This is a genomic window from Streptomyces sp. P9-A4 (assembly GCF_036634195.1).
GTDB lineage: Bacteria > Actinomycetota > Actinomycetes > Streptomycetales > Streptomycetaceae > Streptomyces.
In genome coordinates this window covers 4827887-4839971 of the sequence record NZ_JAZIFY010000001.1, presented here as the reverse complement: position 1 = coordinate 4839971, position 12085 = coordinate 4827887, and the positions used below count along the sequence as shown (strand labels likewise).

Below are 12085 nucleotides of genomic sequence, written 5' to 3'. Positions count from 1 at the left end.
GCTCGGGCCGCGGGGTTACGGAGGGCCCGAACCGAGCAGGGTGAACGCCCCGTACACGGCCGACGCGAGGGCGAGCCCGCCGAGGACCGGGACGACGGTCCGGGTCCGCAGCCGCGCGAGGGCCACGGCCGGCGGCAGCAGCAGTCCGAACGCGGGCATCATCAGCCGCGGCCGGGACCCGAAGTACGCGGCGCCGACGAGCGAGACGAGCACGACGCCGGTCGTGTACACGAGCACGGGCAGCGGCTGCCGCTGCCGTACGCACAGCACGAGCAGCCAGCCGAGCAGCGCGAGCGCCGCGCAGAGGCCGAGGGCGGCGGGCCACGGCAGGCCCGCGATGAACAGGGCGAGAGCGACGCCGCCGTCGATGGAGTTGCCCCAGGCGGCCTGGACGTCGAAGTAGCCGGTCACGGAACCCTGGCGGACACCGACGTACACGATGTAGGCGAGCCAGCCGAGCGGGGCGATCAGCACGCCCGCGAGGGTCCGCAGCGGCAGCCGCCGGTCCCGTAGGAGCGCGACGAGGGCCGTGATCCCGAGGGCGGCGATCAGGGCGACGGCCGTCGGCCGGGTGAGCCCGGCGGCGGCGCAGAGGACGCCGGCCAGGATCCAGCGACCGCGCAGGACCGCGTACAGCGACCAGGCGGCGAGGGCGGTGAACAGGGTCTCCGTGTACGCCATCGACTGGACGAACGCGGTCGGGTACACGCCCCACAGGACGGCGAGCAGGACCCCGGCGCGGGGTCCGAAGGCGTGCTCGCCGCACTTGGCCATGCCCCAGGCGGCGGCGAGCCCGGCGGTCCAGGAGAGCAGCAGTCCGGCGGTGGCCGCGTCCAGGGGCAGGACGGTGGAGACCGCGCGCTCCAGGGCCGGGAAGAGGGGGAAGAAGGCCAGGTCGGAATGGAGGTCGCCGTTCGGCAGGGTGACCTCGTACCCGTAACCGTGCTCGGCGATGCGCACGTACCAGACGGAGTCCCAGCGGCCGTTGAGCCGGTGCAGCCCGTCCTTGCCGGTCGCGGCGGCGGTGATCGCGAGGACGACGAGGCCGATGACACGGGTGGCGGCGTAGCCGCCGAGAGCGAGGACGGTGGGGCTGCGGAGACGGCTGGGGCGGCTGGGAGGGGGCGCGGGCATGGGGCCGATTATCCCGGCGTGATGTTCCGGCTTGTCCGGGCGCCCCCTCCGCCTACCCCAGGGGCCTTATCCGGTCGAACCTCGCGGCCATCACTGGGCCGAGCTGGTGGACGATGGCGTGCCCGGGTTCCTGCGGTGCGGGCAGGTCACCGAGGAACGAGGTGACGATGACCTCGTCGATCCCCAGGACCCCGCGGCAGCTCTGCTCCTCGAGGAAGGCGAGCGTGCTGCGCCAGTCGGCGGCGCCCCGGGCCTCCCCCAGGAACGAGCGGACCGTGTCCTGGACGACGTCCCAGAAGAACACGTGCGGCTGCACGCCGCCCTGATGGAAGACGTGCTTCTCGTACGCGTCCCGGAACTCGGGGATCCGGGTGACGAGGTCACTGACCAGCTGCACACTCGAGGCCACGCCCGGCGTCGTCGTCATTCACCCAGGATGCTCCTCCGGGGCGGGGCGACCGGCCGCTTTTGCGGTTTCCTGACGACACCTTTCGCCGGGTTTTCCACAGGGGGTGCGAAGTATCGCTCTTCCGTGGATCGTTGGGCGTATGTACGAGTTGGCGATCCTCGCCAGGGGCGGGGTCCTCCTGACGGTCTGGGCGGTCGCGGCGGGCTGGCCCCCGGGCCGCCTGGCCGGCCGGCTGCGCAGGGACGGCTGGCAGCGGATCTGCCGGGGCGCGTGGGTGGCCCCGGGGAAAGAGACGGACTGGAGGGTGAGGGCGACGGCCCTGCAGTTGCTGCGCCCGGAACTGGTGTGCAGCCACGGGACGGCGGCGCGGCTGCACCGCATCGCGAGACTGCGGGTGGTGGAGGGCGGTGCGGGTGCCGGCGGGTCCGAACGCCTGGAGTTCACGGCCCCGGCGCCGGGGCGGTCGACGCACGGGGACCGGATACGGGTGCACGCGACGGCCTTCCTCACGGCCGAGGACCGGTCGCTACGGCGCGGGCTGCGGACGACGACACCGGCGCGGACGGTCGGCGACCTGATACGGGAGGCCGGCAGCCGGGAGGAGGCGGTGGTGGCCGCGGACTCGGCGCTCGCCGGGCGGGCGGTGGACGGGGTACGGCGCGGGGCGCTCGTCCGGCCCGAGGACCTGGCGGCGGAACTGGCGGCGCCCCGGCGGGGCGCGGCCCGCGCCCGGTCCTGGCTGCGCCTGGCGGAGGGGCGTCCGGCTCACCGGCGGAGACGGTGGCGAGGCTACGGATGGGGGACGCCGGGCTGCGCCCCGAGGCGCAGCCGACACTGCGGACGGCGGACGGACGGGACCTGTGCCCGGACTTCCTGTTCCGCGCGGAGGGAGTGGCCGTGGAGATCGAGGGCTACGCGTTCCACGGCACGCGTCGGGCCCACGAACGGGACGTGGCACGCTTCAACGCGCTCCAGTCCTGCCCGGAGATCCGCCGCGTGCTGCGCTTCACGGCGGAGGAGGTGTTCCGCCGCCCGGACCGCATCAAGCACACGATCCGGGCGGCACTGGCGCTGCGGGCGCCTTAGGGAGCGGAGGAGGTTCGGGGGAAGGAGATCTCGACGCGGCGGTTCTTCTTCCGGCCCTCCTCCGTGCCGTTGTCGGCGATGGGGTAGTCCTCGCTGTACCCGCGGATGTCGAAGGTCGTGTCCGGTTCGAGGGCGCGCGAGAGGACCTGCTGCACGGCGACGGCACGCTCCTTCGAGAGCTTCAGCCCGTGCTCGTAGGTCCCCAGGTTGTCGGTGAACCCGAAGACCCGGACGCGTCCGGAACCCATCTTGCTGATCTCCGCGGCGATGGCGGCGATACGGGCGTTGGCGGCGGGGCTCAGCTTGGCGCTGTTCTTCGGGAACAGGACTTCGGCCTGCAGCGCGAAGGTCACGTCCACGTTGGTGTCCTGGCGCCGCTCCTGCCCGCCCTCGTCCTCGACGATCTGCTTGATGTCGAGGACCTTGGCGGGGGCGAGGGTGGCACCGTCGGGAAGCATCAGCCCGGGGGCGCGGGCGTCGATGACGGGCGCGGGGGAGGCGGTGCCGGCGGGGCCGGGGGCGTCGTCGGCATGGGCGACGGGCCCGACGAGCATCCCCAGCGAGGACACGAGAAGAAGGGCGGCGAGGCGGCGGTTAGTCGTCGTCATCGTCATGGCGTCGCCTCAGGAGAGCTTGAGGGTGGCGGGTTCGAAGGTGGGGAGCTGGAGGCTTACGTCGGTGGTGGAGGGGGGTGGGGCGGGGAATTGCATGAAGACGGCAGTCGACTTGCCGGGGCCGAGGCTGTCGAGCCCGATGGTGGTAAGCGGCCGGCCGTCGGTGTCGCGCAGCACGTAGTACCGCTTTTTGCCGACACCGTCGACGAGGGTGGCCCCGCCCAACGAGGTTCCGTGCTTGACCACTTCGGTTTCGTCACCGCTCGTCTGCGGGGGAACGGCACTGACGGACTCTGAGGTATTTCGCAAACGCCCTTTCACGGTCAGAAATCCTCCCGCGTCTCGATCTGCCGAACTGATAGCCAGCTCAAGCCCCTTCTGCCCCTTGAGGAGGGCCACAATCGCCTCAGGCTCCTCAGTGCTCGGCTGTCCTTGCCCTACTTGCGTCTTCTGAGGAGCAGCGGTCGTAGCAGCAGGCTTGTCCGTCCTTGGCTTCTCCTCAGCTCCGCAGCCGGCCACCAGGAGAGACGCCGATGCGACAGCGACGACAGCAGCTACCTTCTGGCGATTCATTACGTCCCGCACATTCATGTACCGCTCATCCTTTGTTAGTCGCCGCTGGTCACTCGGACAGACGGACGGTGAACAGGTCGGCGGCTGCCGGGAGTTTCGGGTTCTCCGGATTGACGTCCCAGGATTTACCGTCGCAGACGAGGCCCTCGATTGGCCCCTGTTCCTCAGGCTCGCCGGATGGCGTCGGGTCGGGCGAGGGATCAGTCGTTGGCTCCTGCCCCACGAACCAGCAGCGCGGTTCGATAACCGCTTCCGCCGACGCGGTCGCGTGCCGCGATTCCGAGCTCGTCGTACGTACTGTCACGCTGAACCCTGAGACACCTGCAGCAAGAGAAACGCAGCGACTGCCTGACAGTTCCGCCTGGTTCCTGGCCGCGAACACCTCTGCCTGTTGGCACGCCGACGAGTCGTCGTATGCGACGCCTTCAAGGAACCTGCCCCATTGCGCGGTGTCAAGGGCTACGCCAAGCCATCCCTCGCGCAGCTGGTCACGAGCGTCCTGCGCAGCTGCAAGCGCCGCCGCGTCCGCAGCGGTCTGGGCACTGTTTCGTGAAGCGGCTGCTTGCCCCACCGCGAAGTAGACGAAAGCCAGGAAGAGTAGCCCTGCTATGACAGCAACATACATAGGGAAAGCCTGACCCGCGTCCGGCAGCTTGCGAAGCTTCGCTACTCCCCGCCGCCACCAGTCAACTCGGCGATCTTCTGGCTGATGGCCCCCTTGATCGACTGCCCGATGTCCGTACCGGTGATCGCGATGACAATCGCCACCACCACCACAATGATCCCCAGATACTCCACCGCCGTCTGTCCGCGGTCCCTCCCCCTGGTGGGCGTCCGGGAGGCCAGCCACAGCCGGGTTCTCGTCACGGCCTTCAGCATCGCGTCGTTCATCGTGGTCCCCTCCGCGTTCGGACGCCTGCGTTCGGGCACCGTGCGCCGACGGGGGGGTCGGCGGGCAGGGGCCCGTCATCGGGTGGAGGCAGGTCGCGGCTGTCCGGTCCATCAGCTCCACCCCCTCACACTCAGCCCGCACTCTGGCACATCGAGTTGCGCGGCCGAAGCCGTTTCCCTCGAATATGTCACCGCGCTCACTCCCCCGTCACCGCCCCGAAGTCCGTCCCCGTGCCCAGGAACAGGCCCGCCCCCAGCAGGATCATCGTCGCCGGGACCATCAGGGTCGTGATGACCATCGTGGCCTTCGGGACGGCCTTCGCTGCCTTGCGGCGGGCGTTCTGCGCGTCCGTGCGCCGCATGTCGTTGGCGATCTGGATCAGCGTGTCGACGATCGGCGCACCCAGCTCCTCCCCCTGCTGGAGCGCCGTCACGAACTGGGCAACCTGCTCGGAGTCGTTGCGCCGCCGCAGCTCGTCGAAGGCCTGACGGCGGCTGACGCCCATGTCCATCTGCCGCAGCGTGATGCGGAGTTCGTCCGCCCACGGACCCTCGTACTTCTCCGCGACCCGTTCCAGGGCCTGCCGGAACCCGAGGCCGGCCGAGACGACGACGGCCAGCACATCCAGGAAGTCGGGGAGCGTGCGCTCGATCTGGTCCTTGCGGATGCGGACCGCCGACCAGATCCCGACCTCCGTCCAGAACGCCCCGAACGCGAAGAGGAGGAGCGCGACCAGGAACGACCCCTTCGACAGCATCAGCAGCCCGCCCAGTACGCCCAGGAAGCCGTAGACCGCCCGCCGCGCCCCGTACCGGTCGATGGTCAGTCCGCCGGGGTTCCCGGCGAGGTCGATGCGACGGCGTACCGCGTTGACCCGCTTGGGGCCCATCAGCCGGAGCACCGCCGGCGACCAGCGCATGCCCAGGCGGTCGACCGCCGAGTCGACGGCGCCGGTCCGGGTCGCGCCGACCTCCAGGGCGAGCCTGAGGTCGTCGGGCAGCTTGGCGTCGGCCCGGTAGAGCCGAAGGCCGTAGCCGATGCCGGCGACGGCGAGCCCGGCGAGGAAGGCGAGGAGGAGGTCCACGGCGCGGCCCCTAGACGTCGATCTTCGAGAAACGGCGGATGGCCACGAAGCCCACCCCGTACAGCGCGAACGCCGCGATGACGGCGAACTGCCCGATGCCCGAACCGGTCATCCGGTCGAGCGCACCGGGCTGCATGTTGTCGATGAGGAGGAGCGAACCGACGCCGATCACGGGGACCGAGTACGCGGTCATGCTCACCTGCGAGAGCTGGGTGCGGACCTCCCGCCGGGTCTCCTTGCGTTCCTCCAGCGTCTCGGTGAGGTTCCGCAGGGAGGAGACGACGGTGCCGCCGGCCCGGTTGGCGAGCACCAACGTGGTGACGAGAACGACGAGTTCGCGGGACGGGAGCCGTTCGGCCAGCTCCCCGAGCGCGTCGTCGAGGGACGTGCCGACGGCCAGCTGCTGGGCGACCTTCTCCAGCTCGTCCCCCGCCGGGGCCTCCAGCTCGTCGGCGGCCAGGCTGAGCGCCATCCGGAGGGCGAGCCCCGCCTGGGTGGCGTTGGCCAGGATGCGGGAGAGTTCCGGCAGCTGGTTGATGAACTTCTCGATCCGCTTCTGGCGCTGCCAGTTGAGGAAGCCCATCGCCACCCACACACCGAGGATCCCGCAGATCGGGCCGAAGAACGGCGACAGCGCCGCCTGTCCCACCACCCACAGCACCGCCACCGTCGCCGCGAGCGCCACCGTGAACTCCCCGGGCGTCACGTCGAGTCCGGTGGCCGCGATCCGCAGTTCCAGCTTCCGGCCGAGTGCGGTCCGCCGGACCCGCCGGTCGATCCCCCGGAAACGCCGCCGGCGCCGGCCGGTCGCCTCGGGTGCGCCGGAGTCGTCGAGGCGGGCGACGAGCGCCGCGTGCCGGCGGGCCCCGCTCGCGTACAGCTGGACGCCGACGACGCCGAGTACGGCGGCGAGCAGCGTCACGCCCACCGTCAGCCAGAAGGGGTCGGTCATCACTCGGCCTCTCGGGTGGTCAGATAGGCGTCGTCCGCCGCCACGCCGAAGGCCTGCGGGATGGGCTGGCCCGCCAGGTGGAGGCGTTCGGCGACCCGCCGGGGCAGCGGGTGGTAGGTGAACTGCCCGTACACCCGTCCGTCGGCGGCGAGCGGCTGCGCCTGGAAGCGGCAGACCGTGGCGAGCAGGAAGCGTTCGCGCCCGTGGGAGGCGAGGACGGAGATCTCGGTGATGCGGCGGGTGCCGTCGGGGTGCCGGGTGAGCTGCACGAGGACGTCGACGGCGCTGTTGATCTGGTCGCGCAGCGCCTCGAACGGGACCTTGACCTCGGACATGGAGGCGAGGGTCTGGAGGCGCATCAGGGCGTCCTCGGCGGAGTTGGCGTGCACGGTCGCGAGCGAGCCGTCGTGACCGGTCGACATGGCCTGGAGCATGTCGAGGGTCTCGCCGCCGCGGACCTCTCCGACGATGATCCGGTCGGGGCGCATGCGCAGGGAGTTGCGGACGAGGTCGCGGATGGAGATGGCGCCGCGGCCCTCGATGTTCGGCGGGCGCGCCTCCAGGCGGATCACATGGGACTGCTGGAGCTGGAGTTCGGCCGAGTCCTCGATGGTGATGATGCGTTCGCCGTCGGGGACGAGGCCGGAGAGGGCGTTGAGGAGGGTGGTCTTCCCGGTGCCCGTGGCGCCGGAGACGATCAGGTTGAACTTGGCCTGCACCAGCCCGGAGAGCAGCAGCAGCATCTGCTCGTCGAGGGAGCCCAGGCCGATCATCTCGTGGAGCGTGTACGCGCGCGGGAAGCGGCGGATGGTGAGCGTCGCGCCCGTGAGGGAGAGCGGCGGGATGATGACGTTGACGCGCTCGCCGGAGGGCAGCCGGGCGTCGACCATCGGGTTCGACTCGTCGACGCGCCGGTTGACCGTCGAGACGATCCGCTCGATGGTCTGCATCAGCTGGTCGTGGGAGGCGAAGCGGAGCGGCAGGAGTTCGACGCGGCCGTTGCGCTCGATGAAGATCTGGTCGGGGCCGTTGACCATGATCTCGGTGATCGAGGCGTCTTCGAGGAGCGGTTCGAGTACGCCGAGCCCCAGGGCCTCGTCGACGACCCTGCGGATCAGCTGGGCGCGCTCGGCGGTGGAGAGGACCGGGCCCTCGCGGCTGATGATGTGGCCGAGGACGCGCTCCAGTCGGGCGCGCCGCTCGGCCGCCGCGAGCGCCGACATCTCGGTGAGGTCGATCTCCTCCAGGAGCTTGGCGCGGAAGGAGGCGACGAGGTGGCTGTCCTCCCGGGCGGCGGCGTTGCCACTGTGGTCCTCGGGGGCGTTGATCCGGGCGCGCAGGCTCATGACTCGTCGTCCCTTCTCACTCGTCCTCCTCGTCGGGCAGGGGCATGGTGGCGGTCTTCGTGATGTCGTCGAAGCTCCAGAAGGGCACGACGGAGGGAATGCGGACGCGGACGGTGGCGACGGCCTCGCCGCCGCCACGGGCGACGTCGACGCCGGTGGCCCAGTCGGCGGCCGCGTAGCCGGCGGCCTCGGCGCCGGGCGCGTCCTCCGCGTCGCTGCTCGCCGCGCGGGCGGCCGCGCGGGCGGCCGTACCCGCCTGCTGGGCCGCGTACGCGACGATCCCGAGCTGGAACCCGGCGAGCCCGACGAGCAGCAGGATCGGAAGGAACCCGAGGTACTCGATGGCTGCCTGGCCCCGGTCTCGGGACGACTTGCCGGTACGCGCGCCCATGGGCGTCTCCCCTCCCCCCGTAAGCCCGCTCACTGCCCCTCCCCCTCGTACACCGCGCCCGCCTTCCCCCGTACCGTGAACAGCCCGCCCACCCCCGGGAACAGGACCGGCACCCGGATCGCCACGACCGCGTTCGCCATTCCGCCCTCGACCGAGCAGTTCGGCGTCGCGCCCGCCGCCCAGGCGCCGTCGAGGTGTCGCAGGGCGGCCTCGCTCCAGTCGTCGTCCACCGCGCACGCCCGCGCCGCCTCGTCCGCCGCGTTCCCCGCCAGCGTGTACGTGTACCCGACCAGGACGACCTGCCAGAGCAGGGCGAGGGTGAGCAGGATCAGTGGCACCATGCCGAGGAACTCGACCGCCACCTGCCCCCTGTCGTCCCGGTCGGTACGCATCGTTCAGCGGCCTCCGGTGCGGCGGCGGAGGCCCAGTGAGCCGCGGTCGCCCGCGCGGGCCAGCTGCTTGCCGGGCTGGCCCGCCGCCGCCTGGGCGGGGGCGCCGACCAGGCCCAGTTCGCCCGCGAGGGACCAGATCGCCTGCTTGACCGTGGACTTGGCGTCGAGTTCGTGGAGCTTGCCCGCGTCGACGACGGCCTGGAGTTCCTTGAAGTTCGCGGGGACGGCGACGCCCGCGACCCGGGTGCCGGTGATCTTCTGGACGAGGGGCGGCTGGATCTCGCTGGAGCGGTGGTGGCGGTTGACGAGGGTCACCGTCTCCTCCGCCTTGCGGACCTGGAGCCGTTCCCACATGCGTACGGTCCGCTTGGCGGCCCGGACGGAGACGACGTCGGGGGTGGCGACGAGGAGGGCGGTGTCGGCCATCTCGATCGCGGCGGCGTTGGCGCTGTTGAGCTGGGAGCCGCAGTCGACGACGACGACCTCGTGGCGCCCGCGCAGGGCGCTGACGACCTGGCGGGCGGCGCGGTCGGAGACCTCCTCGCCGCGCTCGCCCTCGGCCGGGGCGAGGAGCAGCGAGAGCCCGGTCTCGTGGACGTAGACGGCGTCCTGGAGGACGCGGGGCGAGATGTCGGTGATGGCGGCGAGGTCGGCGACGGAGCGGCGGAACTGGACGTCGAGGTAGGAGGCGATGTCGCCGCTCTGGAGGTCCATGTCGACGAGGGCGACCGTCCGCCCGGAGGCGCGGGCGGCGAGGGCGAGGTGGACGGCGGTGACGGTGGCGCCGACGCCGCCCTTGGCGCCGCTCACGGTGACGACGGTGCCGCCGGGGCCGGTGATCTGTTCGGCGCCCGCGCCGAGGTGGCGGCGGACGCCGAGCGACCACTGCGCGGCGGCCTGGACGCGGCTGGCGAGTTCCTCGTAGCCCAGCGGGAGGGTGACGAGGCCGCGCGCGCCGGAGTCCATGGCGGCGGAGAAGAGGACGGGGCTGGCGTCGGCGGTGATGAGGACGACGCCGACGGCGGGGAAGCGGAGGGCGACCTCACGGACGAGTTCGAGGGCGGGAACGGGGCCGATCCGCTCGTGGACGAGGACGACTTCGGGGAGTTCGTCGAGGGAGGCGGCGGCGAGCCGCGCGAGGGTGTCGACGAGCTGGGTGGAGTCGGTGACCGGCGGGGAGGGTTCGGCGTCGGGGAGCTGCCCGATGAGGGTGCTGACGGACCGGGCCGCGTCGGGGTCGCCGACGGCCGGCAGGATCCTGGTGGTCATACCGGCCTCACTTGTCCTTTTCGAGCGTGTAGGTGCGGTCGCGCTGGTCGGACGGGGCGCCGCCGGTGGTGGGGGCGACCAGGGCGAGGCGTACGTGCTCGGCGAAGGACTCGGCGTACGCGACGCGCTGGGCGTCGAGGGTGGAGAGGGCGAAGGAGATGGGCACGGCCTCGTCGGTGCGGCCGGCGCGGCCGGCGCTGTCGCCGATCGGGGTGAGCTTGCCGACGTCGAGGACGCGGGCGCCCGCGACGATCATCCGGGACTGGGCGGCCTCGCCCTTCTTGTCGCCGGAGAAGGTGGCGTAGATGTTGACGGTGGCGCCCGCGTTGATCTTTCCCGCGACGCCGGTGGCCGCGTCGATCATGATGGCGATCTCCTGCTGGCCCGGCTGGAGTGCGGGGCGCTCGACGATCATGTCGGTCTGGAGGAGGGAGCCCGCCTTCAGTTCGGTGACGGCGATCTTGCCCTCGATCTGACGGAGGTCGGTGACGGCGGTGGCGGAGAGCCACCGCTTGGGCATGGAGATCTTCTCGAACTGGCTGGGCCTCAGGGCGGCGTAGGGGTCCACGTCGCTCTTGATCCGGTACGCGGTGGTCTCCGGCCCGACCTTGGAGTTCACGTCGCTGATGACGGCGAGCACACCGGCGAACGCGCCCAGGGCGCACAGGACGGACAGCAGCAGCAGGATGACGCCGCGGCGCTGGCGGGAGTTCATGGCCGTACTACCTCGATCGGAGACGTGGGTCCGGACGGACGGGGGTGGGGGGTACGGGAGCGGGGACTACGGCGGTACGTGGTGCCGGTCACGACGCCCTTCACGGTGCCGCGTCCAGCGCGATGGCCTGCGCCTGTCGTGCCGTCTGTGCCGGGACCGGCGCGGCGCAGAATCCGCAGCGGTCCCCGATGAGTTCCATGGCGCACCAGCGGCAGTTCTCGCGTCGCACGGAGGAGACCAGCTGGTAGAGGACGGGCAGGTCGGGGAGGTACGCGGCGAACTCGACGAGTTTGCCGGTGCCCCACCAGCCGGCCGAGGCCTCGGGCAGCGGGGTCTCCTGGACCGCGCCCTGGATCCGCCACCGGGGTACGAGGGTGGAGGTGGGCCAGTCGGTCTGGAGCTGGCCCCGGGCGAGGAGGAGTTCGGTGGTGAACTCGGGTCCGGCGAGGGGTTCTTCGCCGTTGCCGATGCGAACGATCTGGGGGGTGGGTCCGGCGAGTACGGCGAAGTGGGCGCCGGGGAGCCAGCTCTTGAGGTGGGAGCCGAGACCGACGGGAACGCGGTCGAGCCGGGAGACGGAGCCGAGGACGGCGCCGGCGTAGATGTAGTGGGCGAGCAGCCGGGCGGCGGAGGCGAGGACGCCGGGGCTGAAGTCGCAGCCCGCCAACTGCCGTAGCTGACGGACGAGTACGGCCGCGCCGAGGGGCGGCAGGTCGGTGCGGACCAGGGCGATCCGGTCGCTTTCGAGCAGGGCGCGGACGGCGCGCAGGCGGTTCTCGACGGCGGTCGACGCGGAGGCGGGGCAGACGACGACCACGTGTCCGTAGCGCGCGAGGAGCTGCTGCATGTCGGCGATCGAGGCGTCGAGCGACTGCGTGCCGGGGGGCGGGAGGACGGTGGCGTGCGGGGTCCCGGGGTCGGTCGGCGGCAGCGCCAGATCGGCGCTGGTGACCGCGATCGCTGTCGGCACGTCGGACCCCCCGTCCCCGCCGGCCTCCCGCGTCCCGGGGGCCGCGGATCACTTACCGCGTTCACGGCGTCACCGCAGGGTGCTGCCGCCTCTGCAGCCTATCCACGACCCCCGGGGTGGTGAACACACAATCCGCCAAGCTCCCTCCATTTCTTCGAGGTCGGGGGGCCCGGGCCCGCGATTCCCCCACCTCGGTCCGCCCGCCCGCCCGAACAGCGCTTGCTGCCAGAGGTCTTGACAACGCGATTGGTCTGGACC

The 12085-nt window shown here is 71.6% G+C and carries 15 protein-coding genes; 1 reads left to right on the top strand and 14 read right to left on the bottom strand.

Features of this window, described 5'->3' with window-relative positions; translation table 11 throughout:
• Nucleotides 1-15: 15 nt before the first annotated feature.
• Both V4Y03_RS22000 and V4Y03_RS21995 read right to left on the bottom strand, forming a co-directional pair.
• Complete coding sequence (locus tag V4Y03_RS22000) at nucleotides 16-1134, bottom strand: hypothetical protein (protein ID WP_332436037.1); 1119 nt, start codon at nucleotides 1132-1134, stop codon at nucleotides 16-18.
• A gap of 52 nt (nucleotides 1135-1186) precedes the next feature.
• Nucleotides 1187-1561, bottom strand: a complete 375-nt coding sequence (locus tag V4Y03_RS21995) for a hypothetical protein (protein ID WP_317878819.1) — start codon at nucleotides 1559-1561, stop codon at nucleotides 1187-1189.
• Between the two features lie 777 nt (nucleotides 1562-2338).
• Between V4Y03_RS21995 and V4Y03_RS21990 the strand changes: the two genes are divergently transcribed.
• A complete protein-coding gene (locus V4Y03_RS21990; protein WP_332436036.1) occupies nucleotides 2339-2629 on the top strand; it encodes a DUF559 domain-containing protein in 291 nt (96 codons plus the stop codon).
• On the opposite strand, the gene V4Y03_RS21985 is transcribed toward V4Y03_RS21990, so the two are convergent.
• The 12 genes from V4Y03_RS21985 to V4Y03_RS21930 form a co-directional block, all read right to left on the bottom strand.
• Nucleotides 2626-3237 carry an OmpA family protein gene (locus tag V4Y03_RS21985; protein WP_317876441.1) on the bottom strand — a complete coding sequence of 204 codons (612 nt, stop codon included), beginning with the start codon at nucleotides 3235-3237 and terminating at the stop codon, nucleotides 2626-2628. The genes V4Y03_RS21990 and V4Y03_RS21985 overlap by 4 nt on opposite strands.
• Nucleotides 3238-3252: 15 nt before the next feature.
• Nucleotides 3253-3642, bottom strand: a complete 390-nt coding sequence (locus V4Y03_RS21980) for a hypothetical protein (RefSeq protein ID WP_332436034.1) — start codon at nucleotides 3640-3642, stop codon at nucleotides 3253-3255.
• A 223-nt stretch (nucleotides 3643-3865) separates the two neighbouring features.
• Nucleotides 3866-4441 (bottom strand): pilus assembly protein TadG-related protein, encoded by a 576-nt coding sequence (locus tag V4Y03_RS21975; protein WP_443079813.1) that lies wholly within the window; start codon nucleotides 4439-4441, stop codon nucleotides 3866-3868.
• 41 nt (nucleotides 4442-4482) lie between these two features.
• The gene (locus tag V4Y03_RS21970; RefSeq protein ID WP_332436032.1) at nucleotides 4483-4707 is read right to left on the bottom strand and encodes a Flp family type IVb pilin; all 225 of its coding nucleotides are present in this window, start codon (nucleotides 4705-4707) and stop codon (nucleotides 4483-4485) included.
• Between the two features lie 197 nt (nucleotides 4708-4904).
• Complete coding sequence (locus tag V4Y03_RS21965) at nucleotides 4905-5792, bottom strand: DUF5936 domain-containing protein (RefSeq protein WP_332436031.1); 888 nt, start codon at nucleotides 5790-5792, stop codon at nucleotides 4905-4907.
• Nucleotides 5793-5802: 10 nt separating this feature from the next.
• Nucleotides 5803-6744: a type II secretion system F family protein gene (locus V4Y03_RS21960; RefSeq protein ID WP_317876445.1), complete on the bottom strand. Its 942-nt coding sequence runs from the start codon at nucleotides 6742-6744 to the stop codon at nucleotides 5803-5805.
• The gene (locus tag V4Y03_RS21955) at nucleotides 6744-8090 is read right to left on the bottom strand and encodes a CpaF family protein (protein ID WP_332436029.1); all 1347 of its coding nucleotides are present in this window, start codon (nucleotides 8088-8090) and stop codon (nucleotides 6744-6746) included. Before V4Y03_RS21955 ends, V4Y03_RS21960 begins: the two co-directional genes overlap by 1 nt.
• A 16-nt stretch (nucleotides 8091-8106) precedes the next feature.
• Complete coding sequence (locus tag V4Y03_RS21950; RefSeq protein WP_332436028.1) at nucleotides 8107-8481, bottom strand: TadE/TadG family type IV pilus assembly protein; 375 nt, start codon at nucleotides 8479-8481, stop codon at nucleotides 8107-8109.
• A 29-nt stretch (nucleotides 8482-8510) separates the two neighbouring features.
• The gene (locus tag V4Y03_RS21945; protein ID WP_317876448.1) at nucleotides 8511-8873 is read right to left on the bottom strand and encodes a TadE/TadG family type IV pilus assembly protein; all 363 of its coding nucleotides are present in this window, start codon (nucleotides 8871-8873) and stop codon (nucleotides 8511-8513) included.
• A gap of 3 nt (nucleotides 8874-8876) precedes the next feature.
• Entirely contained in the window at nucleotides 8877-10142 is a 1266-nt protein-coding gene (locus V4Y03_RS21940; protein WP_317876449.1) for an AAA family ATPase, read from the bottom strand.
• 7 nt (nucleotides 10143-10149) lie between these two features.
• Entirely contained in the window at nucleotides 10150-10857 is a 708-nt protein-coding gene (cpaB, locus tag V4Y03_RS21935; RefSeq protein ID WP_317876450.1) for a Flp pilus assembly protein CpaB, read from the bottom strand.
• A gap of 100 nt (nucleotides 10858-10957) precedes the next feature.
• Nucleotides 10958-11827 carry a hypothetical protein gene (locus V4Y03_RS21930; protein WP_332436026.1) on the bottom strand — a complete coding sequence of 290 codons (870 nt, stop codon included), beginning with the start codon at nucleotides 11825-11827 and terminating at the stop codon, nucleotides 10958-10960.
• Nucleotides 11828-12085 lie beyond the last annotated feature (258 nt).

Coding starts and splice junctions, on each gene's coding strand:
- V4Y03_RS22000 (WP_332436037.1), bottom strand. CDS start 1,134: ATGCCCGCGCCCCCTCCCAGCCGCCCCAGCCGTCTCCGCAGCCCCACC.
- V4Y03_RS21995 (WP_317878819.1), bottom strand. CDS start 1,561: ATGACGACGACGCCGGGCGTGGCCTCGAGTGTGCAGCTGGTCAGTGAC.
- V4Y03_RS21990 (WP_332436036.1), top strand. CDS start 2,339: ATGGGGGACGCCGGGCTGCGCCCCGAGGCGCAGCCGACACTGCGGACG.
- V4Y03_RS21985 (WP_317876441.1), bottom strand. CDS start 3,237: ATGACGACGACTAACCGCCGCCTCGCCGCCCTTCTTCTCGTGTCCTCG.
- V4Y03_RS21975 (WP_443079813.1), bottom strand. CDS start 4,441: ATGTATGTTGCTGTCATAGCAGGGCTACTCTTCCTGGCTTTCGTCTAC.
- V4Y03_RS21970 (WP_332436032.1), bottom strand. CDS start 4,707: ATGAACGACGCGATGCTGAAGGCCGTGACGAGAACCCGGCTGTGGCTG.
- V4Y03_RS21960 (WP_317876445.1), bottom strand. CDS start 6,744: ATGACCGACCCCTTCTGGCTGACGGTGGGCGTGACGCTGCTCGCCGCC.
- V4Y03_RS21955 (WP_332436029.1), bottom strand. CDS start 8,090: ATGAGCCTGCGCGCCCGGATCAACGCCCCCGAGGACCACAGTGGCAAC.
- V4Y03_RS21950 (WP_332436028.1), bottom strand. CDS start 8,481: ATGGGCGCGCGTACCGGCAAGTCGTCCCGAGACCGGGGCCAGGCAGCC.
- V4Y03_RS21945 (WP_317876448.1), bottom strand. CDS start 8,873: ATGCGTACCGACCGGGACGACAGGGGGCAGGTGGCGGTCGAGTTCCTC.
- V4Y03_RS21940 (WP_317876449.1), bottom strand. CDS start 10,142: ATGACCACCAGGATCCTGCCGGCCGTCGGCGACCCCGACGCGGCCCGG.
- cpaB (WP_317876450.1), bottom strand. CDS start 10,857: ATGAACTCCCGCCAGCGCCGCGGCGTCATCCTGCTGCTGCTGTCCGTC.